This window comes from Paraburkholderia sp. D1E, assembly GCF_052682275.1.
This window is the reverse complement of sequence record NZ_JBQYMB010000001.1, coordinates 206,964-232,442: the sequence shown is the minus strand read 5'-3', so window position 1 is coordinate 232,442 and position 25,479 is coordinate 206,964. Positions and strand designations below refer to the sequence as shown.

General features: G+C 63.1%; 19 protein-coding genes and 1 pseudogene. 3 read left to right on the top strand and 17 right to left on the bottom strand.

Features of this window, described 5'->3' with window-relative positions; all coding sequences use genetic code 11:
• Nucleotides 1–7 precede the first annotated feature (7 nt).
• From ACUN0E_RS01130 to ACUN0E_RS01095, 8 genes are all read right to left on the bottom strand, one after another.
• Complete coding sequence (locus ACUN0E_RS01130; RefSeq protein WP_445565334.1) at nucleotides 8–1,741, bottom strand: GMC family oxidoreductase; 1,734 nt, start codon at nucleotides 1,739–1,741, stop codon at nucleotides 8–10.
• A gap of 66 nt (nucleotides 1,742–1,807) precedes the next feature.
• Nucleotides 1,808–2,614 (bottom strand): enoyl-CoA hydratase/isomerase family protein, encoded by an 807-nt coding sequence (locus ACUN0E_RS01125; RefSeq protein WP_093636080.1) that lies wholly within the window; start codon nucleotides 2,612–2,614, stop codon nucleotides 1,808–1,810.
• A 4-nt stretch (nucleotides 2,615–2,618) separates the two neighbouring features.
• On the bottom strand, nucleotides 2,619–4,238 hold the full coding sequence (locus ACUN0E_RS01120; RefSeq protein WP_445565333.1) for an AMP-binding protein: 1,620 nt from the start codon (nucleotides 4,236–4,238) through the stop codon (nucleotides 2,619–2,621).
• Nucleotides 4,231–4,752, bottom strand: a complete 522-nt coding sequence (locus tag ACUN0E_RS01115) for a (2Fe-2S)-binding protein (protein WP_445570344.1) — start codon at nucleotides 4,750–4,752, stop codon at nucleotides 4,231–4,233. The genes ACUN0E_RS01120 and ACUN0E_RS01115 overlap by 8 nt, the downstream gene beginning before the upstream one ends.
• Before the next feature lie 28 nt (nucleotides 4,753–4,780).
• Nucleotides 4,781–5,602, bottom strand: a complete 822-nt coding sequence (locus tag ACUN0E_RS01110; protein WP_445565332.1) for an FAD binding domain-containing protein — start codon at nucleotides 5,600–5,602, stop codon at nucleotides 4,781–4,783.
• The gene (locus ACUN0E_RS01105) at nucleotides 5,599–8,646 is read right to left on the bottom strand and encodes a xanthine dehydrogenase family protein molybdopterin-binding subunit (RefSeq protein ID WP_445565331.1); all 3,048 of its coding nucleotides are present in this window, start codon (nucleotides 8,644–8,646) and stop codon (nucleotides 5,599–5,601) included. The genes ACUN0E_RS01110 and ACUN0E_RS01105 overlap by 4 nt, the downstream gene beginning before the upstream one ends.
• Nucleotides 8,643–9,263, bottom strand: coding sequence for a UbiX family flavin prenyltransferase (locus ACUN0E_RS01100; protein ID WP_445565330.1), 621 nt, complete (start codon nucleotides 9,261–9,263; stop codon nucleotides 8,643–8,645). Before ACUN0E_RS01100 ends, ACUN0E_RS01105 begins: the two co-directional genes overlap by 4 nt.
• Nucleotides 9,256–10,740: a UbiD family decarboxylase gene (locus ACUN0E_RS01095; RefSeq protein ID WP_445565329.1), complete on the bottom strand. Its 1,485-nt coding sequence runs from the start codon at nucleotides 10,738–10,740 to the stop codon at nucleotides 9,256–9,258. The genes ACUN0E_RS01100 and ACUN0E_RS01095 overlap by 8 nt, the downstream gene beginning before the upstream one ends.
• A 341-nt stretch (nucleotides 10,741–11,081) precedes the next feature.
• Here ACUN0E_RS01095 and ACUN0E_RS01090 point away from each other — a divergent pair, with 341 nt between their 5' ends.
• From ACUN0E_RS01090 to ACUN0E_RS01080, 3 genes are read left to right on the top strand one after another with little or no spacing between them, the layout of a single operon-like run.
• Entirely contained in the window at nucleotides 11,082–12,029 is a 948-nt protein-coding gene (locus ACUN0E_RS01090) for a LysR family transcriptional regulator (RefSeq protein WP_445565328.1), read from the top strand.
• Nucleotides 12,029–13,486 carry an aldehyde dehydrogenase family protein gene (locus ACUN0E_RS01085; protein WP_445565327.1) on the top strand — a complete coding sequence of 486 codons (1,458 nt, stop codon included), beginning with the start codon at nucleotides 12,029–12,031 and terminating at the stop codon, nucleotides 13,484–13,486. Before ACUN0E_RS01090 ends, ACUN0E_RS01085 begins: the two co-directional genes overlap by 1 nt.
• Before the next feature lie 57 nt (nucleotides 13,487–13,543).
• The gene (locus ACUN0E_RS01080; protein WP_445565326.1) at nucleotides 13,544–15,280 is read left to right on the top strand and encodes a putative bifunctional diguanylate cyclase/phosphodiesterase; all 1,737 of its coding nucleotides are present in this window, start codon (nucleotides 13,544–13,546) and stop codon (nucleotides 15,278–15,280) included.
• On the opposite strand, the gene ACUN0E_RS01075 is transcribed toward ACUN0E_RS01080, so the two are convergent.
• The 9 genes and pseudogenes from ACUN0E_RS01075 to ACUN0E_RS01035 form a co-directional block, all read right to left on the bottom strand.
• A complete protein-coding gene (locus ACUN0E_RS01075; RefSeq protein ID WP_445565325.1) occupies nucleotides 15,277–16,809 on the bottom strand; it encodes a methyl-accepting chemotaxis protein in 1,533 nt (510 codons plus the stop codon). The genes ACUN0E_RS01080 and ACUN0E_RS01075 overlap by 4 nt on opposite strands.
• A gap of 13 nt (nucleotides 16,810–16,822) precedes the next feature.
• Entirely contained in the window at nucleotides 16,823–18,424 is a 1,602-nt protein-coding gene (locus tag ACUN0E_RS01070; protein ID WP_445565324.1) for an aldehyde dehydrogenase (NADP(+)), read from the bottom strand.
• A gap of 100 nt (nucleotides 18,425–18,524) precedes the next feature.
• A complete protein-coding gene (locus ACUN0E_RS01065; protein WP_445565323.1) occupies nucleotides 18,525–19,628 on the bottom strand; it encodes an Ldh family oxidoreductase in 1,104 nt (367 codons plus the stop codon).
• Between the two features lie 74 nt (nucleotides 19,629–19,702).
• Complete coding sequence (locus ACUN0E_RS01060; RefSeq protein WP_445570343.1) at nucleotides 19,703–21,040, bottom strand: MFS transporter; 1,338 nt, start codon at nucleotides 21,038–21,040, stop codon at nucleotides 19,703–19,705.
• 143 nt (nucleotides 21,041–21,183) lie between these two features.
• Nucleotides 21,184–21,942: a ribonuclease activity regulator RraA gene (locus ACUN0E_RS01055; RefSeq protein WP_445565322.1), complete on the bottom strand. Its 759-nt coding sequence runs from the start codon at nucleotides 21,940–21,942 to the stop codon at nucleotides 21,184–21,186.
• Nucleotides 21,943–21,984: 42 nt separating this feature from the next.
• Nucleotides 21,985–23,196: a porin gene (locus ACUN0E_RS01050; protein ID WP_408267081.1), complete on the bottom strand. Its 1,212-nt coding sequence runs from the start codon at nucleotides 23,194–23,196 to the stop codon at nucleotides 21,985–21,987.
• A 153-nt stretch (nucleotides 23,197–23,349) separates the two neighbouring features.
• Nucleotides 23,350–24,399, bottom strand: a complete 1,050-nt coding sequence (gene lhgO / locus ACUN0E_RS01045; RefSeq protein WP_445565321.1) for an L-2-hydroxyglutarate oxidase — start codon at nucleotides 24,397–24,399, stop codon at nucleotides 23,350–23,352.
• 88 nt (nucleotides 24,400–24,487) lie between these two features.
• Nucleotides 24,488–24,544: pseudogene (locus ACUN0E_RS01040) on the bottom strand (hypothetical protein); the annotation flags it as partial.
• Nucleotides 24,545–24,695: 151 nt separating this feature from the next.
• Nucleotides 24,696–25,397, bottom strand: coding sequence for a FadR/GntR family transcriptional regulator (locus tag ACUN0E_RS01035; protein WP_408267086.1), 702 nt, complete (start codon nucleotides 25,395–25,397; stop codon nucleotides 24,696–24,698).
• Nucleotides 25,398–25,479 lie beyond the last annotated feature (82 nt).

Here is a 25,479-nt window from a genome sequence, read left to right as displayed (position 1 = left end):
AGAAACTTTATCGACCGACCACCGTGGGCGACGTCGTGTTCGACGCTGCGCCCGGATACCTTCGCGCGAGCATCGCGTCGGCGATCTTTTCGGCCATCATGATGGTCGGGATATTCGTATTCGCGGAAGGCAGCCGCGGCATCAGTGACGCATCGACGACCCGCAAGCCCTGCGCGCCACGCACGCGTCCCGCGTTGTCCGTCACAGCCATGACGTCGTTCACATCGCCCATCTTGCAGGTGCCGCTCGCGTGCCATACGCCGAACACATTGGCGCGAATGAACGGCTCAAGTGCGTGCTCATCGGCAAGCAATGCGGACATTTTCTGGCCTCGCGTGAAAAACCGTTCGATCAACGCCCGCCGGATCGGCGCAGGTGTGTCGAGCAGCACGCCGAGCATCGAGGTCAGGGCGGCGTTGCGGGTTCCCACGCGGCTAAGCGCCTTGACCCGTGGTGAAAACGCCGCGTGGAAAAAGTCGCGTGGATCGTGACCGAGCCCCGAGGCCTCGACGATTTTCGCCAGCATTCGTACGCCGACAGCAAGGCGCGCGACATCGCGTGGATCGTCGAGCAGATTCAGATCGACGTGCGGCGGCACCGCGGCGTCGGGTGAAACGAGTCGCACGCGGCCGCGTGAATACGGGCGATTGCACCAGAGAAAGAACAGCCCGAGCCGGTTGCCGAGCGCATGCCATGCGGCACGCGTCGCACTAGACAGATACAGATCGGACGCATCGCAGCCTGCCACGCCCGAGGTGAAACGCGCGGCTGTCATACTCGCGCGGCGCCGCGACAAAGGCATGCGATAACGTCGCTCGAGAAAATGGCAGAAGGTCAGCGACGGATGATCCTGAAGATTACGCCCCACGCCCGGCAGATCGATCATGCAATCGATGCCGAGCGCGCTCAGATCATCCCTCGCGCCGACACCCGCTCGCATCAGCAGCGCCGGCGATTGCAACGCGCCTGCACAGAGCACAACTTCATTCGCCTCGAAGCGCACGTGGGCGCCGTTACGTGCCACGGCCACCACACCGCGCGCGACCATGCCCTCCATCACAATGCGCTCGACGCGCAGTTCCGGGTAAATGTGCAGATTGCGGCGCCTGCGCGTCTGCGCATCCAGATAGGCGACGGCGGTCGAGATGCGTTTGTCGTCGAGATTCGAGAACGCGCCGGGAAAGTAGCCGTCACCGAATTCGCCGTTCTGGTCCTGCAAGCTGGCGAAGCCGTTTTTACGCATCCCGTCGGCAAACGCATGGCAGAACGGCGGCCAGTCGGCCTGAAGAACACGGCGAATAGGCACCGGCCCATCGTCGCCGTGCAATTCGCCTTCCGGGAAATTCACGTCGCGTTCGAGCTTGCGGAAATACGGCAGCACGTCCTGCCACGCCCAGCCAGCTGCGCCGTTGGCGGCCCAGTCGTCATAGTCGCGCGGCAGGCCGCGATTGGCCGATTGCACGTTGATACTCGATCCGCCACCCATCACGCGCCCTTGCTCATACACACGCGGCGCGGCCGTTCGGGTCGCGCTCGCTTTGAGCTCCGGCCAGATGTACGTGTCGCCGCAGAAAACCGGCATAGGATAGCTATCGAGAATCGCTGCGGGCACGGCGCCCGGCGGCGTATCCTTGCCCGCCTCGATCAACGCGACGCGCAACGACGGTACTGTCGACAACCGGTGCGCAAGCACGCATCCGGCAGATCCACCGCCCACAATCACGTAATCGAAACGCTCCATATGCTTTGTCTCCTGCGGTTTTTTATTCGCTACGGGGTGTTGCCGCTATGTTGTGCTGCGTTCGATTCAACTGCCGCGAAACACCGGCTTGCGTTTGCCATGAAACGCTTCAACCCCCTCGCGGAAATCGTCGGACGTGCGCAGACGGCTATAGCAATGCCCTTCGAGTTCGATCGCGATCGAGAGCGGCGCATCTTCGCTATCGTTCAGCAGCTTCTTGGCGGTGCGTTGCGCGAGCGGCGAGAAGGCCCGCAGTTCATCCACCAACGCATCGGTCGTGGCTTCGAGTTGCGCATCGGCCACGCACTCCACCGCGATGCCCCAGTCGTAGGCCTGCTTGCCCGGAATGCGGCGCGAGCGCATGACGATGTCCTTGGTTCGACCGACGCCGACCATCTGCTGCAAACGCGCCGAGCCGCCCGAGCCCGGGATCTGGCCGAGCTTCTGTTCCGGCAGCGCGTAGAAGGTGGTGTCGGTGGCGATGCGGAAGTCGCACGCGAGCGATAGTTCGAAACCCACGCCGAAGCAGAAACCGCGATTGGCGGCGATCACCGGCTTGGAGCAGCGCGCAGGCGCCGCGATATTCCAGGCGAGCTTGGACACGTGTTCCGGCGACGCCTCGAGAAAGCCCTTGATGTCGCCGCCGCTCGAGAAGTGTTCACCCGTGGCGCGCACGACGATCACGCGCACGCGCTCGTCTTCGTCGAGTGCTTCGAAAGCCGCGCGCAACTGGTCGCGTGCATGCATCGAAATCACGTTAAACGGCGGCCGATGCAGAATAATGTCGGCCCGCTCGCGTTCGGCGTCGATCTCGATCGAAAAGCCGTCGAGTTCTTGCAGCAGGCTCTGGCCGCGGTGAGTCAAGTCGGTCATGGGGTTACTCCTTGGTAGTTTCCGTGTGTGTGGCAATGAATGCGCCGCTGGCGCGGCTGTGGTTGCCGCCGTTACCGTCATCAGGCTGACCACGTTCGTCGCGTTCGTACTCGCCCGCGGACAGCTTGCGGCGCAAAATCTTGCCAACCGGCGATTTCGGAATGTCGTCGACGAAGACGTATTCGCGCGGCCGCTTGAAGTTGACGAGATTGGACGTGCGGCAATACGCATCGAGCGTTTCGGCATCGACGTATTCGCGGCGTTTGACGAAGGCGACAACCCGTTGGCCCCACCGCTCGTCTTTCACGCCTGCCACCGCCACGTCGTCGACGGCGGGATGCAGAGACAGCACCGATTCGATATCGACCGGCGAAATATTCTCGCCACCGCTAATGATCATGTCGTCGACACGCCCGGACACATGCAGGTCGCCTTCGACGTCGAAGAAGCCGGTGTCGCCGGTGAAATACCAGCCGTCGCGCAATGACTTTGCGTTGGCGTCAGGGCGGTTCCAGTAGCCTTCGAAAGCTTCGTCGCCGAGCAGGTCGGCGATGATCTGGCCTTCTTCGCCAGCCTGCGCCAGATCCTCCGGCGTTTGCGCATCGAGCTTCACGACACGCACGCGCGTATTGATGCCAGCACGCCCTGCGCTGCCCGGTTTCTGCGTTGCGTCCTGGTCGATGCTGAAGGTGTAGACCTCCGACGAGCCGTAGTGATTGACGAACAGTTCGGGTTTGAAAGCAGCCGAGAGCCGCTTGAGCAAACCGTCGTTCATCGGTGCGCCGGCAAAGCCGAGCTTTTTGACCGAGGTCGTGTCGATAGCGTCGAAAGCGGGATCGGCCAGCAGATCGTGATAAAGCGTCGGCACCAGATAAAGACAGCTGATCTGATACTGCGCGATGGAATCGAGCGCGAAGCGGGCGTTCCAGCGGCGCGCGCAAACGAACACGCCGTCAACCATCGCCATCGAGAGCAGCGAGCGCACGCCCATGGTGTGATAGAGCGGCATCACCCCGAGCGTGCGCTCGCCATGCCGGTACAGGTTCTGCGCGACATGGGCGAGCGCGGCTGCCCGCTCATGACAGTGACGGCGCGGCACGCCTTTGGCCTTTCCCGTGGTGCCCGACGTGTAAAGAATCAGCGAGTAGTCGTCCGCATTCGCGCGAGTGGTCTGGATGCTGGCATCATGCGAGCGCTCGACAAGGAGTGCTGCGAATCCGGCGGTGCGGCCTTGCGCGTCGTCGAGCCCGATGCGCGGCAGATTTTGCGCAGCCGTGCTTCGCGTGATCGCTTCGGCACTGACCGGTTCATAGACGATCGCCTTCACACCGGCATCGGTCACGCAGTAATCGAGTTCGTCAGGTTTGGCGCGCCAGTTCAGCGGCACGATCACAATGCCGGCGAACTGGCAGGCCCAGTGCAAGGTTGCCATTTCCCAGCGGTTTTGCAATACGACTAGCAGCCGGTCCCCATGCGCGAGACCCAGTTCGCGCAGGCCTTCGGCGAGGTTCACAATGATGCGATGCCACTGCGCATAGGTCAGCGTCAGGTCGCCGTCGACCAGCGCGAGCGCGTTCGGGCTGCGCTCCACACTTTGCAGATAGGTTCGGCCGAGATCAAGCATGCGTGACCTCCACGGTGCCGCCGGCCTGCTTGCCTGCCTGTCGCCGGGCGGCTACGTCCAGCACTGCCGCGACAATCGGCGTATAGCCCGTACAGCGGCACAGATGCCCTGAGAGCATCTCGCGCACCTGTTCCTCCGTGGGATCGGGCACGCGCTTCAGATAGTCCGCGCACGACATCAGAATGCCGGCCGTACAGAAGCCACACTGCAACGCGTGGTGGCGTTGAAACGCCTGCTGCAGATCGCCAAGCACCATATCGGGCGCGAGGCCCTCGACCGTATCGATGCGACGCCCCTGCGCCTGCACCGCCAGCATCAGACAGGAACGTCCCGCCACGCCGTCGATGTGCACCGTGCACGCGCCACAGACACCATGTTCGCAACCGACATGCGTGCCGGTCGCGCCCAGTTCGTGACGGATAAAATCCGACAGCAGTTCACGTGGCTCGCAATAGCCGCTGCGTTCGCGGCCATTGAGCGTCAGCGTGATGCACTGCCGGTCACCCTGCCGCATGATGTTGTCTTCAGACGTGTTGCTCACTTTAGTTTGCCTCCTCGATCACGCGCCATCCGAGTTGCCGGACCAGATGCCGGCGATAGCTCGCGCTGATATGCGCATCGTCCTGCGCGCCCAGCTTCCAGCTCAAATCGTTCAATGCACTGCGTAGGTCTTCGCCGTGCAAACGCGGCCATTTCTCGACCACCGGCCGATCCGCGACGCCGCCCACCGCCAGGCGGATCGAGTCGCTCGTCACCGCCGCCGCGCACGCGACCATCGCGAAATCGCCATGACGCGCGGAGAATTCGGTGAAACCGTAGCGTTCGCCGGGCTTCTTCAGCGGGAAGCGCACCGCTTCGACCAATTCGTCCGGTTCGCGCGCGGTCATCAACATCCCCCGGAAAAAGTCCTCGGCCTTCAAGACACGCTTCTTCTTTTTCGAGCGCAGCGTCACGTCGCCACCGAGCGCCGCCAGCACAAGGGGCAATTCCGCGCTCGGATCGGCGTGTGCAATCGAGCCGCACACGGTGCCGCGATTACGAATCTGAAAGTGCGAAATGTGCGGGAACGCCATCGCCAGCAGGGGCACTTCATCGCGCAGTGACGCGCGCCATTCGACGCTGCCCTGCGTGGCAGCCGCGCCCACAATTAGCCGACCTGCTTCGTTATCGGTGCGCACCGCGTTCAGTTCGTCCGTGCGCGAGATATCGACCAGCATGCGCGGCTGCGCGAGCCGCATGTTCAGCACCGCCATCAGTGACTGCCCTCCGGCCAGCACGCGGGCGTCTTCGCCGTTTTGCGCGAGTGCGTCGAGCGCGTCCTGCGTGGTCATCGCGCGCAGATAATCGAACGGCGCGGGTTTCATGCCTGCCTCCTGAAACGTGCGAGCAACTGCGATAGCCACCCGCCTCCGGTTTTCACCGGTTTGCCTGCGGCCTGGCGTCCAAGCGATTCGAACAGTTGCCGCAAGACGACCTTGGCCGCCCCTTCGAGCATCCGTCCGCCGACGGCCGCGACCTTGCCCGACACCTGGGCTTCGTAGTCGTAGGAAAGACGCGTACCGCTTTCTATTGGTATCAACTCGACGATGCCGCTGCCGCGCGCGCTGCCGAGCGACGACATGCCTGCGCCTGCCAAACGCAGCCGATGTGGCGCGTCGATTTCCGACAGCCCGATCTTCGCTTCGAAGCGTGCCTTGATCATGCCCACGCCGACCGTTACGTCGGCGCGATACCGGTTCGCGCCTTCGGCTTCGAGGGCGTGGCAACCCGGTATCACTCTGGCGAGCGCGTCCGGGTCAAGCAGCACGGCGAAAATGGCTTCCGGCGACGCCGGCAAATCGACGCTGCCTTGCGCTGTCAGCGCCTTGCCGCCGCCGGGCATCGCCGGTTTCGCCGATGGCGTGTCACGCAACTCGGGACGCGACGGCGCGGGGTCGTCGATACCGATGAGCGCCATGACCTTCGAAGGCGTCAGCGGCAAACGGATATCGTCGACGCCGAGCGCGTCCGCCACCGCATTCGCGATGCACGGCGGGGTACTCATGTTGTTGCCCTCGCCGAGTCCTTTCGCGCCCAACGGCGTGAATGGCGACGGCGTTTCCAGATGCACGATCACCGGATCGGGCACTTCGCAGGTGGTCGGCATCAGATAATCGGCGAGCGTGCCCGACTGAAAGCTGCCATCCGCGCCGTAGCGGAATTCCTCCATCAACGCCGCGCCGAGACCTTGCGCAAACGCGCCGCGAATCTGGCCGTCGGCGAGCGCGGGGTTCAGCAGCGTGCCGGCGTCGTGCGCGGTGACATATCGGTCGATCCGCACGCGGCCCGTGGCGCGGTCCACTTCCACTCCGCACATGTCGAAGGCAAACCCGTAAGCCGCCGACGTGTTGATGCGATCGTTCTCGTCCGGCGCCGCCATGTTCGGCGGATTCCAGAACACGGTCTCACGCAGGCCGGGCTCCTCGCCTTCGGGCAAGAGCGCGGGCGCCCAATGCGGCGCATTGGCGGCGACGCGGCCGAACGGCTGCGCGCGATCCTCTGCACCCCTGGCATAAATGCGGCCGCCTTCGAAACGGACATCTTCCGGTGCGCAACCCAACTGCTTCGACATGATGCGCGCGACCTTGTCGCGTACGCGCATGGCCGCCAGATGCACCGTGCCTGCCACCGCGCCGGCAAAGCGGCTCGAGTAATTGCCCGCCGCCACCGACCACGCGTCCTTATGCGTATCGAACTCGATATTGACGACGATGTCTTGAGGCGAGACGCCGAGTACATCCGCGACCACCTGCGCGCACACCGTCATATGCCCCTGGCCCGCGGGCGTCGACGCGATCGTCACCACCACGCCGCCTAGCAGATCGACGCTGACCGTGGCGCTCGCGATCGCGCCGCTCTTCGGGCCGGCCTTCCTGCGCGCGTCGGCGGGCATCACCGTCGTGATATAGCCCATGTTCGACACCGACGGCTCGACGATCGCCGCGAAGCCGATGCCGTACAGCCGCCCATCCTTGCCCGCCGCCTCGCGGCGCGCACGCAGTTCGTCATAGCCGCCTTCGGCCAGCGCGCGGCGCAGCGCCTCCTGATAGTTGCCCGAGTCGAGCAAGGCGCCCGCTGCGGCGCGATACGGGAAGGCATCGGCGGCGACGAAATTGCGGCGATACACGTCGAGCACATCCAGCTTTAACTCAAGCGCGATGCGTTGTATCAGCCGTTCGAGCGCGAAGTAAACCTGCGGGCCGCCGAAGCCGCGCACGAGGCCCGTGGGCGTCTTATTGGTCAGCACGACGCGATTGCGCACCAGCAGATTATCGATGGCATACGCGCCCGTCAGGCAGCCATGCATCCGGTAGAACGTCGCCGGTTCCGGCGCGCGCAGATAGCCCCCGCAATCTTCAAGCTGATCGTATGAGAGCGCGGTAATACGGCCGTCGCTTTCGACAGCCGCCTCGAGCGTCGACAGGCGTGCCGTCGCGGAGGTCGCCGCGCTCAGATGTTCGAGCCGGTCCTCGACCCACTTCACCGGGGCGCCGGCCTTGCGGGAGGCGAGGCACATCAGCACGACATACGGAAACACCGCCTGCTTCACGCCGAAGCTACCGCCCGAATCGCGCGGTGCCTTGTGCCGCAGACGATTGGCCGGCACGTTCAGCGCCATCGCCATGACCGCGTGCAGCGAGAACGGGCCCATGAAATTTGACGTAACGTCGTAGCCTTCGTCGCCCGCCAGATATTCGGCGATCACCACGCCGCATTCGATCGGCGCACAGGTATTGCGCGGATAATGCGCGACCAGTTTCACGCGATGTGGCGCTTTCCCAAACGCGGCTTCGGGATCGCCATAGCGGAAGCGGCGGTCGCTGATCACATTGGTGCCGACCTTTTCATGCAAAACCGTTGATTCCTCGCTCGCCGCCTGTTCGATCGTCGTGACCGGATCGAGCGTGGAATAGTCGACCTTGAGAAGATCGAGCCCGTCTTCGGCGATGGCCCGCGATTCCGCCAGCACCACCGCGACAGGTTCGCCGACATAGCGCACGCGGTCCATCGCGAGCGCCCACTGCTCCATCGGAGATTTCACACCCACCACGAAGGGCCGCGACCACGCACGCAGGTCCTCGCGCGTCAGGATCGCGCGCACGCCGGGCAGCTTTGACGCGGCGTCGGTATTGACCGCAACGAGTTCTGCATGTGCATGCGGTGAGCGCAGAATCGCCGCATGCAGGGTGCCAGGTCTGGTGCCGAGATCGTCGCCATAACGGCCACGACCGGTAAGGATCGCAGGGTCTTCGAGACGCTCCATCGGGCGGCCAAGATAGGTCTGTGGACGCTTTACGGCTTCGTCGTGGGTTGGTTCAACCTCTACAGTCGCAGCATTGCCTGAATTGATCATGTCGCGCTGGTTCATTCGTCGGCCCCCTCACGGCGGCCCGCGAACTCATCGGCAAGTCCGCTCCAGCGCTGGGCGATCTCGCGGTGCTCGATGCCGAACAGATCCAGAATCCGGCCGACCGTGTGATCGACCACGTCCTCGATGGTCTTCGGATGGGCGTAGAACGCGGGCACCGGCGGCATCACGATCGCGCCCATCTCGGTGGCGAACGTCATGTTGCGCAAGTGCGCGAGATTGAGCGGTGTTTCGCGCGCAACGAGAACCAGTCGACGTCGCTCTTTCAGCATCACGTCGGCGGTCCGCGTGAGCAGGTTGTCGGCGAAGCCATTGGCCACGCCCGCGAGCGTTTTCATCGAGCACGGCGCGATAATCATGCCCGCGGTGATGAACGAACCGCTCGCTACTGCCGCACCGATATCGCGCACGTTGTAGACCACATCGGCGAGGCTCTCCAGATCGCCGCGCGCCACGCCCAGTTCCTGAGCCGCCGTCACCGCGCCGGAGGCCGACACGATCAGATGCGTCTCATGCGTGCCGAGGCGGCGCAGCGCGGCAAGCAGGCGCACGCCGATCAATGCGCCGCTCGCGCCTGAAATGCCCACGACAATCCGCTCAGGCTTGGTGTCAGGCATGAACGTCACCCAGATAGGTATCGAACGCAGCGTTGTCGCCGGCGACGAGCGCTTCCAGATCCACCGAGTCCTGCCCCGGAATACGCACGCGCGTGAACACATGCGCCGCATAAACCACCGGCCGCGTGGCGTCGAGCCCCATCTTCGCGCTGATCCCCTGCAGATGCGCCGGGGCGTCATCCGGCTGGCCCACGGTGGTCGACGGATCGAGCGGCGACCCCTGCGCGCCTTCGATCACGACCAGATCACGATCGGCCTGGAAGCGCGTGGCGATGGCCCATTCGATTTCAGCGGGGTCGTGCACGTCCACATCGGTATCCACCACCACCACCTGTTTGATGTCGTAGTGGGCGCCGAACGCACACAGGATCACGTTTTTTGCTTCGCCTTCGCGCTTCTTCCCGAACTGGATCCACAGGTGATAACGGCACACGCCGCCCACTGAAAGATGCACGTCCTTCACATCCGGATGGCTGCGTTGTAGATGCGCGAGCAGCGTCGCCTCACGCGGAATTGCGCCGAGCAGAAGATGTTCCATTTCAGCCGGCACAATCGTGTGATAAATCGGCTTCACGCGATGCGTGAGCGCCGTGACCTCGATCACCTCACGCGCCTCTCGCGCGCTGTAATACTTTGGAAACTCGCCGAACGGGCCTTCCTGCTCGCGCACGTTCGGCAGGATGCGCCCTTCGATCACGATCTCCGCGAAGGCCGGCACCTTCACGCCGTTGCTCACGCACTTCACGACCGGCAGCGGCGCCCCGTGCAACGCGCCTGCGATCTCCAGCTCGTCGCGATCGATCGGTGTGATCGCCTGCGAAGCGAGCATCGTCAGCGGGTCCACGCCAATCACCACGGCGACATCGAGCGGCTCTCCCGCGGCTTCCGCGGCTCGGTGAAATGCGTACAGATGGCGCGGCAGCAGGAGGATCGCCATGCGGTCCGGTCCGTGCACCTGGATCCGGTTGATCGATACGTTCTGGATGCCTGTGCGCGGATTGCGCGCGATCACGAGACCGGCGGTGATGTACGGGCCACTGTCGTGTTCGCTATGTGTCGGAATGGGCAGCAGCTTGTGTAGATCGATCCCTTGCGTATGGACGACCTGCTGGCACAGCGCGGTATCCGCCGGGACCTCCTGCCACGCGAGCGGATGCTCGGCAGCTTCGCGAAAGCGATGCAGCAGCTGGTCCTCACTCACGCCCATCGCTTCGGCGATCCACGCGCGCCTCGACATGAAACCGCTGACCACCGGAATCGCATGGCCGCCAGGCTGCACGAACACTGCGGCGCGCGAGCCGTCGAGCTTTTTCGCGATCGCAGCGAGTTCGTGCTCGAGCGCGACGGGGTTTTCGATGGTGGCCAGCCGCTCGCTCGCCGACAGGTGCTCAAGCCAGCTTCGCAGCGAGCGGGCGGGACGCTCTCCTTCGCTCGGAGAAACCGTCGTTTCGAGGAAAGCGGTACCGCGAGAGCTCATCTGGGTCTCCATGTGTCGTGTCGATGTCCGCCCGTTGTTTTGTGTAGCGAGCGCACAGTGGATTTGGATGGAGCGTAGCGAGAATGGCGTATAACTTCTAATAGTGTTTTTTGATTTTCTGCATCATTTACTTTGATATCAGTGTTACCCCTGATGACGCTAAGCAGCGTCCTGAGTATTAATAGCAACGATCGCCTTTACCCCTACTGTGACGGGCCTTTGCTGACCAATCGACAAGGCTGGTGCATACGAAATAGTGCACTGCCACCGCACGGGAATTGATAACGGCGACCGTCAACATCAAAAACAATGAAAATGTGGAAGCCTGATCAAACACACCCATGGACCTGAAGCAGATTCAATATTTCATCGCGCTGTTCGAAGACGGCTCGGTCACCCGCGCGGCCAAGCGTCTGAATATCGTGCAACCGGCGCTCAGCATGCAGATCGCGAAGCTCGAGGAAGAGCTGCATCAGCAATTGTTCGAGCGCGGCTCGCACGGGATGACGCCGACCGCCGCAGGGCGGCTCATGTACCGGCTCTTCCTGCCGATCATGCGCGATCTTGCGCACGCGCGGCAGCAGCTGATCCAGCGCGACGAGATCATCACCGGGCGTGTGTCGATCGGATTGATCGCATCGATCAGCGAGAGCGTGCTGGCCGATTCACTGTCGCGCTATCACGAGAAATATCCGTACGTCGAAGTCACCGTCTCCGACGGCTACAGCGCGACCTTCATCGACTGGGTCGCCGGCGGTCAGCTCGATGCGGCGCTCATCAACAAACCGCGCGGCAAGCTCTCGCTCGATGCGCAAGCGATCCTCGACGAAGAAATGGTGCTCGCCACCAGTGCGGCACACGGCCCAGACCTGCCGCACGCGATCGAGCTGGCCAAGCTGCCCGAACTCGAACTGGTGCTGCCGACCAAGCGGCACGGCCTGCGCGGCGTGCTTGATACCGCCGCGCAGCACGAGGATGTGCTCCTGACGCCGCGCTTTGAAATCGATGTGCTCAGCACCATCGTGCAACTGGTCGGCAATACGCGCTTCGCGACCATCCTGCCGCGTATCGTGGTCGAGCGCGCAGTCCGAGCGGGCGCGCTGCGCGCGTATCCGATTCTGGCGCCACGCATCGTGCGCCACATCGTCTGCATCACGCATCCGCGCCGCCCGCTAAGCGCCGCCGCAGACGCACTGATCTCGATCATCGCCGAGGAACTGCGCCAGGTGCTGAACGCCGCGCCGTTGGATGCGACGAAGGACACCCCTACCCCGACCAGGAAAATCTGATGAACGCACAACACTGGATCGCCGGCACCTGGACCGGCACGCCGACGCAGCCCGCGATCGACCCGGCCACCGGCGAGTCGATCGGACTGTATGTCGACGGAGGCGCGGCAGAGGCGGACGCGGCGATTGCCGCCGCGCGCGCTGTGTTCGATCGCACCACGTGGGCACAGGATGCGCGGCTGCGGCAGAACGTGCTGCTTGACTGGGCCACGGCGCTGGATGCAAAGCGGGAAGAACTGGCGACGCTGATGGCGCGCGAGAACGGCAAAGCGATCGCGCAGGCGCGCGGCGAAATCGCCGCGGCGATCTCGGAGGTCCGCTATTATGCCGGGCTTGCGCGCCATTTGCCCGGCCACGTGCTGGAGCCGGAACCGGGCACGATCTCCACGCTGCTGCGCGAAGCTGCCGGCGTCGCCGCGATCATCGTGCCGTGGAACGCGCCCGCGGTGCTGCTGGTGCGCTCGCTCGCGCCGGCCCTGGCGGCCGGCTGCACGAGCGTCGTCAAACCAGCGGCGCAGACGAGCCTGCTGAACGCGGCGATGATGCGCTGCCTGGACGGCACCGCGCTGCCGAAGGGGGCGGTCAATGTGGTGAACGAGACCGGGCATGCGGCTGGCGAGCGGCTCGTCGAATCGCATGATGTCGATGTAGTGAGCTTCACGGGGTCGACGGCCACCGGCAAGCGGATCATGGCCGCGGCCGCCGACAGCATGAAAAAGCTTTCGCTCGAACTGGGCGGCAAATCATGCTGCGTGGTGTTCAATGATGCCGATGTCGCCGCGATCGCGCCTCGTCTCGCACGCGCGGCGACGATCATCTCCGGCCAGCAATGCACGGCCGCGCGCCGCGTGCTCGTGCATGCCTCGAAAGCACAGCAGATGCGCGAGCAATTGGCCGCCGCACTCGCCGCGCTGAAGGTCGGTCCGGGAAGCGACGCGGCGACCGATATCGGCGCGCTGATCGACCATCGCACGCGCGATGCGGTCAATGCGACGATCGAGCGGGCGTGCGACAGCGCGGACCGTGTGCTGCTACGCGGTGCGAGCCGCGGCAACGCGTTCCTGGCGCCAACGCTGGTCGAGCATGGCGATCCGAAAGCGTTTTTCTGTCAGGAGGAGATCTTCGGGCCGTTCGTCACACTGGAGACCTTCGAGGACGAGGCCGAGGCGCTCAGCAAGGCCAACGATACGGTGTTCGGTCTCTCCGCGAGCGTGTGGACTCACGACGTCGCGCGTGCCTATCGGATCGCCCGGGCACTGCGCAACGGCACCGTGTGGATCAACGACCACAACCGGTTATTCGCCGAAGCGGAAACCGGCGGGTATCGGCAGAGTGGCCTCGGCCGTCTGCACGGGTACGATGCACTGGCGGACTTCACCGAACTGAAACATATCTGCTTGAATGCGGGCGTGCCGGAGCATATGGAAACGGTGGCAAAGGCGGTTAGAATGCGATGAGCCCACGGTTCGCGCACGAGCGATGCCTTTGGGGCCGACGCGAACCGAAAGCCCAAAATGGAACGACAGACCGACTCTCGTCCTCCGCGCCCGACAGATGCCGGCGCCCGACAGCCTGCACCGGCTCACCTTGGTGACATGCTTGATAGCCTCAGCGACGGATTCATGTCGATAGACAGATCGTGGCGCTTCACCTATCTCAACCATACAGCTGAGCGATACTTGCAGCAGGAACGGCAAAACCTGCTCGGACGCGACATATGGCAGTGTTACCCGGACCTGGTAGACTCCGGCTACTATCGCATCTATCAACAAACGGCGGCCACTGGGCTCCCCGGTCGGCACACTGACTATTACGCACCGCTCGACACGTGGTTTGAAGCTCGATCATTTGCCCACGACGATGGCATTACGGTGCTCTTCCGCGATGTCACGCGCGAACACGAGCACGCGGCGCAGTTGGAATTTGAAGCGAGTCACGACTATCTAACTGGTTTGGCCAATCGGCGCAAGTGCATGGAAGCGCTATCACAGGCGGTCGCTGAAGCTGCTTCACCCGGCTTTACGCATGGTGCAACGCTCGCGGTGCTGTTTATTGACCTAGACCATTTTAAGGAAGTCAACGACGCGTTCGGCCATGCTGTGGGCGATGAGCTGCTGCGCGGCTTCGCGAAACGGCTACTCGCAATTCTTGAACCTGATTTTTTCGCCGCGCGCGTAGGGGGTGACGAGTTTGTTCTGTTGTTACGCGATACGACCGAAAGCACGGCGGAAGCGTTCGCACATGCGGTGCTCAGCGAACTCGCAATCCCATTCGAAGCATGCGGAAGGTCCATCTCCCTGTCGGCTAGCATTGGCGTCGCGCTACTGAGAGAAGCACCGGACTCAGCCGAGGCGTTGCTGAGCCATGCCGACACGGCCATGTACGCAGCGAAGTCATCTGGCCGGTTTCAGGTGCGCGCGTACGATGGAGCACTCGACCGGGGCATGCGTGAGCGCCTTGCTTTACGCATGGATCTTCGTGAGGCGTTTGCCGCGAACCAGTTCGAGCTTCATTTCCAGCCTCAGGTGGCACTCGCGGACGGTTCCCCAATCGGTGCCGAGGCGCTTCTTCGCTGGCATCATCCCGAACGAGGCTTGCTGACACCGTACGCATTCCTGGATGTGCTGCTTGATTCTCCATATGAAGGAGTCCTCGTCGAATGGCTGCTCAATGCAGTTTGCCAGCATATCCGTGCATGGCGACGATTAGGGGTGTCCGTACCTCGGATCAGCCTCAATCTGTCGGCTCGGCAGCTCCTCGGCGCGGGACTTGCAGATAGGATTCTCCATATCGCGAGGGCATACGACGTCTCTCCCGCAATGCTCGACATCGAGGTCACGGAGGACTCTCTAGTGAGCGATATCGAACAGGCAACGTCCGTTCTTGCCGCGCTGAAGCAAGCCGGCATATTCACATCGCTGGATGACTTCGGCTCTGGATACTCCAGTCTCAGCTATCTTGTCCGACTGCCCATCGACACACTGAAGATCGATAAGTCGTTTGTTCGAGCGCTGATCGATTCAGAGAAGGCGTCGGCGGTCATTCGCGGCATTGTCGGTCTCGCCCGTTCGCTGGGCATGAAAACTATCGCGGAAGGCGTCGAGTGCCAACGCCAGGCCGAAGAACTGAAGGACGCCGGTTGCGATTCCATTCAGGGTTATCTAGTCAGCCGCCCGCTCGACTCGGAGGCCTTTGCGGAATTCATGCTGCGTTTCGGCAATAGAGCCAAAGTGAGTCCAGCCCGGGCCTAAATCCTGAACACCGCCACCGTCTCTTTCAACATTCGCGCCTGTTCCTCAAGCGACTGGGCCGCTGCTGCAGCCTCTTCCACCAACCCAGCGTTGTGCTGCGTGACCGAGTCCATTTCCGCGACGGCGCGAGTAACCTGCTCAATACCCGTGCTTTGCTCTGACGAAGCGGCTGATATCTCGTCCATAATGTCCGCCACGCGCCGCACGCCGGTGAGGATCGCCTGCATGCGGCCGCCTGCCTCGGTGACCAGCGTGCCGCCCGCCTGTACTTTTCCGCTCGACGTCTCGATCAGTTCCTTGATCTCTTTCGCGGCAGCCGACGAGCGCTGCGCCAGCATGCGCACCTCGGCCGCCACCACCGCGAAACCGCGTCCCTGTTCTCCGGCGCGCGCCGCTTCGACCGCTGCATTGAGCGCCAGAATATTGGTCTGAAACGCGATGGCATCGATAATCGCGATGATGTCGCGGATACGGCCCGAGCTCTGATCGATTTCTTTCATCGTCGTCACCACCTCGCCCACCACGGAGTTGCCGTGATCGGCCATGTTGGTCGCATTGGCAGCGAGAGCCTGCGCCTGACGTGCATTCTCGGCGTTATGCCTCACCGTGCCGGTCAGCTCTTCCATACTGGCGGCAGTTTCCTGTAACGACGCAGTCTGCTGTTCCGTACGTGCGGACAGATGGAGATTGCCTGAGGCTATCTGCTGGGCCGCCGTGGCGATGGCATCGCTCGCGTGACGCACCGTTGTGACGGTGCTTATGAGGCCGTCGCGCATTTGCGAAAGACCGTGCAGCAGCATGCCCATTTCGTCGTGCGAACGCGCTTCGATCCGCTGCGACAGATCGCCCGTCGCGATCCGGTTGAAGTGTCCCAGCGCCTCACCGAGCGGACGGCCGATCGCGCGGCGCAGCGACACGAAGGTGACGACACCGGCGAGCAGCCCAAATATGACGGAGGCGATAGTTATTGCACGAAAGCGCTGGAAACTCGCTTCCGACTCATCGTACTGTGCCTTTGCCTGATCGCGTTGAAACTGCTTGAGATCTGCGCTCACCGTGACATAGTCCGTATTGGCCAGCGCGATTTTCTTCAACGCGACTTTGACTCCCGCATCGTCCATGCCCTTGACCGAATCCGCAAAAGCATCGAGTTGGTTCTGCACATGGCTACGCCTGGCACTGACCGCGGCGGCAAGACGGGTTTCATCCGATGTGGCAGGCAAGGCCAGATACTTCGCCCACGCATCCATCCCCTGCCCTTTGAGCATGCGGTAAGTGGCAACGTCTTTCTCGACCGTTGGGGCGGCCGGATCGAAAGCGATCCGGTCGACGGTCGTGCGCTCGCGGCTGATCGCGAGTTCCGCGTCGCCGATCAGCCGCGTGCTGGCGAGCCGGTTCGTGTAGGTCTCGCGGTTGGCGTCGTTGCTGCGCGCCATACCCGTTACGCCGAGCGCGCCGATCGCCGTCAGCAGCACGCACAGGAAAAGTATCGCGGCGCCTAGACGCGCGCGTATCGACAGGTTTGACATCACGCGAACTTCCTTAGCGACCGGGCGCACAATCAAGAGAACGCTGGGTCATCTCTCCATCGATGAGCCGCATAAGATTGAGCGGATTGGCATTCTTCAGCGCGTCGGGCAGCAGCTCGTCCGGATAGTTCTGGTAGCACACCGGCCGCAGGAACCGGTCGATCGCGAGCGTGCCGACCGAGGTGCCGCGCGCATCCGAGGTCGCGGGCCACGGGCCGCCGTGAACGATCGCGTCCGATACCTCGACGCCAGTCGGATAACCGTTCACTAACAGACGGCCGGCCTTTTCCTCGAGCCGTTCGATCAGCCTGCGGTGCGACTGCAGATCGCCGGGCGACGCGAGCAGCGTGGCCGTCAACTGGCCCCGCATCGCCGACGCGAAACACAGCAGGTATTCCGCGCTGTCGAGTTCGACCACGATCGTGGCCGGTCCGAAGATTTCTTCTTCGAGCGGCCGGCTCGGATCGAACAGCAACGCGGCATCGGCGACGAACAGCTGTGCGGCGGCTTGCTGAGTTTCACCTTGCGCGGCTGCGTGCAAGGTGATGCCTGCGTGTTTCGACGCGCGTTCGAGGCCCGCGCGGAAGTTGGCGAAAATGCCCGGATTCAGCATGGTCTGCGGCGCCTGCCGCTCGATCGCCTTGCCGAGGTTGTCGATAAATGCGCTGAATTGCGGCGAACGCAAGCCGAGCACGAGGCCGGGACTTGTGCACAGTTGGCCGCAACCCGTCGCGACCGAGGCCGCCAGTTCATTGGCAAGCGCCGCGCCGCGCTCCTGCAGGGCACCGTCCAGCACGAACACCGGATTCACGCTCGACATCTCCGCGAACACCGGAATCGGTTGTTCACGCGCCGCCGCAAGATCGCATAGCGCCCGGCCGCCTCGCAGCGAACCGGTAAAGCCAACCGCCTGAATGCCAGGTGCCTGCACGAGGCGCGCGCCGACGCGCTCGCCATAGATCATGTTGAAGGTCCCCGCCGGCATGCCGGTCTGTCGCACCGCGCGCTCGATTGCATCCGCCATACGCTCCGACGTCACCAGATGGCCGGAGTGCGCCTTGACCACGACCGGGCAGCCGGCTGCCAGTGCGGACGCCGTATCGCCGCCAGCAACGGAGAACGCCAACGGAAAATTGCTGGCGCCGAACACCGCGACCGGGCCGACACCGATCCGGTATTGCCGCAGATCGGGACGCGGCAATGGTTGCCGCTCAGGCAACGCCTGGTCGATGCGCGCACCGTAGAAATCACCCCGGCGCAAAACCTTGGCGAAGAGTCGCATCTGGTTGCTGGTCCGCGCCAGTTCGCCAGCGATACGCCCATTCGGCAACGCGGTTTCGCGCGTCACGTCGGCGATGAAATCGTCACCGAAAGCGTCGATCTCCGCTGCAATTGCGTCGAGGAAATCCGCACGAACGCTTGAGGGTAGCACCCGATAGCGCGGGAATGCTGCCGCCGCGGCCTCCACGGCTGCGTCGACTTCAGCGTCGGTCGCCTGGGAAAAAGCCACCGGATAAGCTTCCCGGGTCGATGCCGAGAGACTGTGCAGCGAGATATCGCCACGCGCGCTGCGCTGGCCGCCGATGTAGTTGTAGCCGAGAATGGTTGCTGTCACTTGGTTTTGTGCTCGTTGAAATTGGCGTGGTGAGCAGCGCTCGCAGGTCTTTGCGCTGCGCGCGCCGCTCTGGTCAGGGTCGCGAGGCTCAGCCTCAAACTCAAACCGTCAGCAAGAAAGGCGCGCCCGCGGCCTTTGCGACTTCGCGGATCTTCTCGCGCAACGAATCGGGCATCGGAATGCCCTCCACGCTGCGCGCGAGGCGCGTGAGACGCTCAGGGTCCCCTGGGATCAATACCGGCTGAGACGGGTCGGCGGGTTGGCTTTCGCGCAGCGCAGTGATTACCGCGTCGAGATCAGAGTGGTATTCCTCGATAGGACGGAACGCCGCCGGATTCATCGCAAGGAAGAAATGGCCAATGTTGTCCGGCTCATCGCTCCTTTGCGTGCGATTACGCACGGGCGAGAACGAACCGCCGCCCAGCGTGCTGCCGAGAATCTGCGCGAACAAACCGAGGCCGTAGCCCTTGTGACCGCCGAGTGTCTTGCCGTCGCCTCCCAACGGCGCGAGGCCGCCACCGAGGCGCTCGAACAGCAGCCGGTAGGCTTCGGCCGAATCGGTCAGTGGGTTGCCGTTCGCGTCGAGCGCCCAGCCCGGCGGCAACGGCTTGCCCTGCAACGCGTACACCTTGACCTTGTTTGACGCGACCACGCTGGTCGACATGTCGAGAATCACGGGCGGATGCCGGCCCGCCGGCGTGGCAAAGGAAAACGGATTGGTGCCGAGCATCGGCTCGGCCCCGAAAGTGGGCACCACCGTTGCAAGCCGGGTCGAGCACGACACCATCGCGATCAGTCCACGTTCAGCCGCCATTTCCGCGTAGTAGCCCGCCGCGCCGAAATGCTGCGAGTTGAACACGGAGACCGCGCCCATATCGCACGCCAGCGCTTTCTCGATGGCCAGTTCCATGGCCATGCGCGACGTTGGATGCCCCATCGCCGCATTGCCGTCGATCAGCGCGGTGGTCGCGGTCTCGCGCACGATACGCGGGCTCGCCTTCATGTCGATCTGACCGGCACGATACAACTGGTCGTAGAACATCAGCATCGAGATGCCATGCGAGTCGATGCCCTTCAGATCGGAATCGATCAGGATGTCGGCCGAAGCTGCGACCTGCTCGGGCGACATGCCCCAAGCTTCAAGGATGACCTTGATTTGCTGCCGTGCGATTGCGACCCCGACGCGGGGCATAGTGTCTGCCATGACTAACCTGCTAAACGAAAGAATTGAATCGAAGTAAATGGGTCGGCGTGTTGCGTTGAGTTAGGCGTTAAACGTCATTGCGCGGTGGACATGGCCTCCGGTCCGCCACGGCCGGCGAGACCAAGCCGCAACCAGACCACCACTGCGCCGGTGCCGAGCAACAGCAGGCTAACGGCGGGCACGAGCATCGGCGCGGACGTGCTGCCCGTTACCTTGCCGACCCACGGCATGATGTTTTGTGCAAGGAAACCGCCAACGCTCGAGCCCGCCGCAATCACCGCGAGCGCCGCGGCGCCGCCCACACCCTTCATGAACGAGGCCGGCAGCAAGCGCGGCGGCAATGCCCAGAAACACGGGATCATCAGATACAGACACGGTGCGCCGAGCGAGAGCGCCGCGAAACGCACCGCATTGCTGAACGGCCCGACGCTGGCGACGAAGCACAGAATGCCGAGCAGTGCTGCGCAGAACGCGGCGATCAGCACGCGGCGCGGCGTTTTCAGACGACGCGGCAACCACAGCAGCATCAGCGATGTGATGAACCACGGAATCATGTTGAGCATGCCGTTGACACTGCTCGTCACGCCGAAGCCTTTGACCAGGGTCGGCAGCCAGTAGGCAATACCGTAGATCGCGATGGAGATGGTGCCGTACCCGAGGCTAAAGAGCCCCACCGTAACGAGCGCGGCCAATGACCAGCCATCGCCGCCGGCGAGGCGTGCCGCGGGTGGATCCGCGCGCAGCCGGTTTTCGACGACATCTTTCTCGCGAGCCGTCAGAAAGTTGGCGGACCGCGGGCCATCGGGCAGGCAGTACAGCGTGACGAAGGTCAGCAATACGGCAGGCGTGCCGGTCGTCAGAAACACCCACTGCCAGCCGGCGAGGCCCGCTACGCCATGCAGTTCCAGTGAGAAACCGCCGATTAACGAGCCGAGCATGTTGCCCATGCTGCTGCCGAGCGTCAGCAAGCCGATGATGCCGGTGCGCTGCCGCTCAGGAAACCACATGCCGAGATAGAGGATGATCCCGGGATAAAGGCCGGCTTCCGCAGCGCCGAGCAGAAAGCGCAGGATCTGGAAGGCCAATGCTGAAGGCGTCCACGCGAGCAGCAGCGTCGCGACGCCCCACGTGAACATGATCCGCGAGATCCAGCGGCGCGCGCCGAAGCGATGCATAAGCAGATTGCTCGGCACCTCGCACACCAGATAGCCGATGAAGAACAGCGAAGACGCAAAGCCGTACGACGCCTCGCTCATCTTCAGGCTGCTCAGCATCTGCAGTTTGGCGAAGCCGATATTGGCGCGGTCAATATACGCGACCAGGAAAATCGCAATCAGCAGCGGCACGAGCCGCCACGCTATGCGCGTAAAAAGTTGTTCTTCGCTGCTTCGATCGGTCACTGTCGTCTCCAGGCCGGACCGCCTTTTGCGCGGTCCGTCGTAAATGCTGATACGAGTGGCTTCGTACGGTCTCGCCACACGGAATGATTTGTTAGAGCGGTCACCGGCGCTCGCGCGATTGCATCATTGCGCGGCACAGATGCCCATTTCCCTGCTTACAAGCCAGCCGCGTTTGCAGACGGGCTCTTTTTCCATGCTTCGAAGTCGGCGCGCGTCGCTTCGTCCGGCGGGTACAGCCCGAAGGTCGAGCGGCCAGCGCGCACCTGTGCGTCGACCCAGTCTTCGAATACCGTCATCGCGGCGGCTTCTTCAGCGATCTCGTTGGCCAGATGCGCCGGAACCACCACAACCGCTTCCGCATCGCCGACGATGATGTCGCCCGGATACACCGCCACGTCACCGCACGCGATCGGCACGTTCAGATCGACCGCATGGTGATGGATCAGGTTGGTCGGCGCCGACGCCCGCGCCTGATAGCATGGAAAATCGAGCTTCTGCAGATCCGGCGTATCGCGAAAGCCGCCGTCGGTGACGACGCCGGCCACGCCGCGCATCATCATCCGCGTGATCAGAATGCCGCCTGCCGAGGCCGCGCGCGCGTCCTTGCGCGAATCGACCACCATCACGTGACCAGGCGGAATCTCCTCGACGCCGCGGCGTTGCGGATGGCTGCGGTCCGAGAACACGCCGATGTGATCGAGATCCTCGCGGGCCGGAATGTAGCGCAGCGTATAGGCTTCGCCAACCATGCGCGCGGCCGCCGGGTTGACCGGCAGCACGCCTTGCACGCAAACGTTGTGAAGGCCGCGCTTGAAAAGCGCAGTGGTCAGGGTCGCCGTGCTGACGTTGCGCAAGCGGGCGCGGTTCTCGTCAGTGAGCGGGCTCGGGATAGTCACTGCGGTCGCTGAGGTCACAGATTTGCTCCTGGTTTCGGTGAAGTGGTGGCCGGTCGGGCGTCAGAACTTGTGGCGAATCGCGAAACGCACCGTCGCCTGCTGGTTACCCGACGCGGGCGTCAGGCCGTTGAGCGAGGCGCGCGCTGCATGCCCGGTCGAATCGGTGCCCGACGCGTGTTGCAAAACGCCAATCAGATAGAAATCGGTGCGCCTGGAGACGATGTAGTCGGCACTCAGCGAGCCCTGTTGGTACTTCGCGTGATTCGCGCCGCCGCCGTCGGTGTAGTTGTAGGCCGCGCCGAACGAGAGCGCCCGCGTCAGCTGATATTGGAAGTTGACTTCCGCGCTGTTGAAGCTCGCGGTGCCGCCCACGCCAGCCGGATTGAGCGCCGACACCGCGCCGCTCAGATTCTTGAATTTCGTGTTTGAGTAAATCCCGCCCAGGGTCGCAGCGCCGATCACGTATGTGGCGCCGGCGCTGACAATCTCTTCGCTTTGCGCCGAGGCATAGCCGTTGATCACCGGCGAACTGCCGAAGTTGTTGGTGGCCGCCGTCGCGCCGACTGCCGTGCCGAAGAAAGAAGCATTCGGATTGCGCGCATTCAGGTAGCCGACGCCGACCGTGAGCGGCCCGCGGGCGTAACCGGCGCCGAACGAGTAGATCTGGTTGCCGGCCATGCTGCCCGGCACGCCGCCGAAGCTATACATGCCTTCCGCGGTCAAGCCTCCATAGCTGGCCGTGCGGTACTTGACCGCGTTGTTCACGCGATTGGTGTTGTTGAGGTTGTCGAGGTCGCCCGGATGCGCGCCGATGCTGCCCGAGAACATCGCGCTCGGCATCAACGGATGGATGTAGTCGACCACCGGATCGTACTGACGGCCGAGCGTGACCGTGCCGTACGGGCTCGAAACCCCCACATACGCCTGGCGGCCGAACAGCAGCGAACCCTGGCCCATCTTGCCGCTGTTCACGTCGAAACCGCTTTCGAGCACGAAGATCGCCTTCATGCCGCCGCCCAGATCCTCATTGCCGCGCAGGCCCCAACGGCTGCCGCTCAGAATGCCGCTCGAGAGGCTGTACAGGCTGCGGCCCTGGCCCGGGCTCGTTTGTACGTTGCTCGTGTAGTTGATACCCTCGTCAATAATGCCGTACAGCGTCACGCTGCTTTGCGCGTGAACGGATGCCGGCGCGGCCGCGGCGGCAAGCGCGGCGAATGCGAATGCCACATGTGCGGCGAGAGGTTTCGATGAGGTTGCGAGGGACTTATGCACTGCGAGGTCTCCAGTCATTTTTTTTCAATGCAGAGATGGGTTGCGCTTTGCCGATGCACGGCGGACACAACAGAAAATCCAACGAGGCGATGACCGGCCTCGTCGGCGGAAACGGTGTTGTTCAATGAGCGTGCCGATGGGTGTGCCAGTCAGTTATGCGGCCTTCAGAATGCGGTCGGCGATCATTGAGCCGATCGGCATCGCGGAGGTCGCGGCCGGCGAAGGCGCGTTGCACACGTGCACCATGCGCGGCGTGTCGGCGAACAGGAAGTCGTGCACCAGCGTGCCGTCGCGCATCACGGCTTGCGCGCGAATGCCGGCTTCATATGGCAGCAGATCGTCGACCGTCAGCGACGGGCAGTATTTGCGGCATTGCTCGAGATAACCGCGCTTGAACAGCGAGTTCTTCATCTCGCCCATGCCGGAGCCCAGGTTGCGCCAGATGGTTTTCCAGAAACCGGGGAAAGCGGCATATTCGGCGACGTCGCGCAGATTCACGGAAAGCTTCGGATAGCTTTCGCGGCCGAAACCGAGCACCGCATTCGGTCCGACTGTCACGCTACCGTCGATCATCCGCGTCAGATGCACGCCGAGAAATGGCAGATTCGGGTCGGGAATCGGATAGATCAAATGACGCACCACGTCGTTCTTCGAGGCCGGCAAGCGGTAGTACTCTCCGCGAAACGGCACGATCTGGTGATCGATTTTCACGCCCGCGAGCCTGGCTAGCCGGTCCGATTGCAGGCCGCCGCAGACCACCAGCTTCTTCGCCTGCCATTGCTGTTCCTCCGAGGCGCCGACGGTGACGTAATTGCCCAATTCGCCAATCGACGTGACCTGCGTGCCGAGGCGAATTTCGCCGCCTGCTTTCTTGATGACGCGCGCCATCGCTTCGCATACCTGACGGTAATCGACGATCCCTGTCGCATCGAGGAACAGGCCGCCCAAACCAACAATATTCGGCTCGCGGCGCTGCAACTCGGCGGCGTCGAGCCGCTCGACGCGCAAACCGTTCTGTTGCGAGCGCGCGTACAGCGCTTCCATGCGCGACAGTTCGAGCGGATTGGACGCGACCAGCAGCTTGCCGCACACGTCGAACGGAATGGCATGCTCCCTGCAAAACTGTTTGGTTGCCTCGGCGCCGCGCTTGCACAACTCCGCCTTCAGACTGCCCGGCTGGTAGTAAATGCCAGCGTGAATCACACCGCTGTTGTGCCCGGTCTGATGCTTCGCGAGCGTGGTCCTTCTCGAGCAGCAGCAGCGAAGCCGTGGGCTCTCGCTGCAGCAACTCCATCGCAGTCGCGAGACCGACGATGCCGCCACCGATGATGCAAAAGTCATAAATCATGTTTTTCTTCTTCGCTTCTACTGTGCGGATTCAGCTTGCTAAATGCTTTCTCGTCCGCTTATCAGGTTGTCAGACTAAGTAGTCAAAAAAAGAGATCGCCTAGCGGGCTTGAGCGCGGGGCCGCGAAGGTCCGCGCTCAAGCCCGTTATCGTCAATCGCTAGGGGGTAACTCGATTTTCTGGCGTTTGGCTGCGGCACGCAAATGCCGCTCAGCCGACTCGGCGGCGCCCCGATGGTCGCCGCGCTCGATAGCCTCGTACAGCTCGCCGTGCTCGTGGCGCGCGTAGTCGCCCGCGTGGCTCGCCGTGTTGGCCCACTGCGCGCGACGCACCGCCACCAGTTGGCCGCGCAGGAAGTCGTGGAACGCGACGAAATACTCGTTCTTGGTGGCTGCGGCGATGGCCCGGTGAAACGCGACATCGGCTGCGGAAGCCGCGTCGAAATCAAGGCGTTTCTTTTCCATCTCGCGGATCGCATCGCTCATACGCTTCAGATCTTCCGGGGTACGTCGGCGCGCCGCGGTCATCGCCGCCTGGGTTTCGATCCACAGACGCATTTCGAACAGTTGCGCAAGATCCAGCTTCTGCTTGCCGCCGCTCGGCAGCCGGAAAACCGTGCCCGACGGCGTCTGCGAAATGAACGACCCTGCGCCGCGCCGGGCAACCAGTACGCCGTCCGACTTCAGCTGCGCGATTGCCTCGCGCACGACTGAGCGGCTCACGTTGAGCCGTTCCGACAGTTGCTGCTCCGTTGGCAGGCGCGATTCGGCAGGAAAATGACCAGCATCAATTTCCGCGCGAAGTGCGCTTACCACACGCTGCACAAGCGAATCGGGACGTTCAAGCTCAAGCATTAACAGGATCTCGCTTCATCAGGTTGTCAGACAATAGCGAATTACTCAAGCAGTGTCAAATGATGACCGGATTCCCACGCTC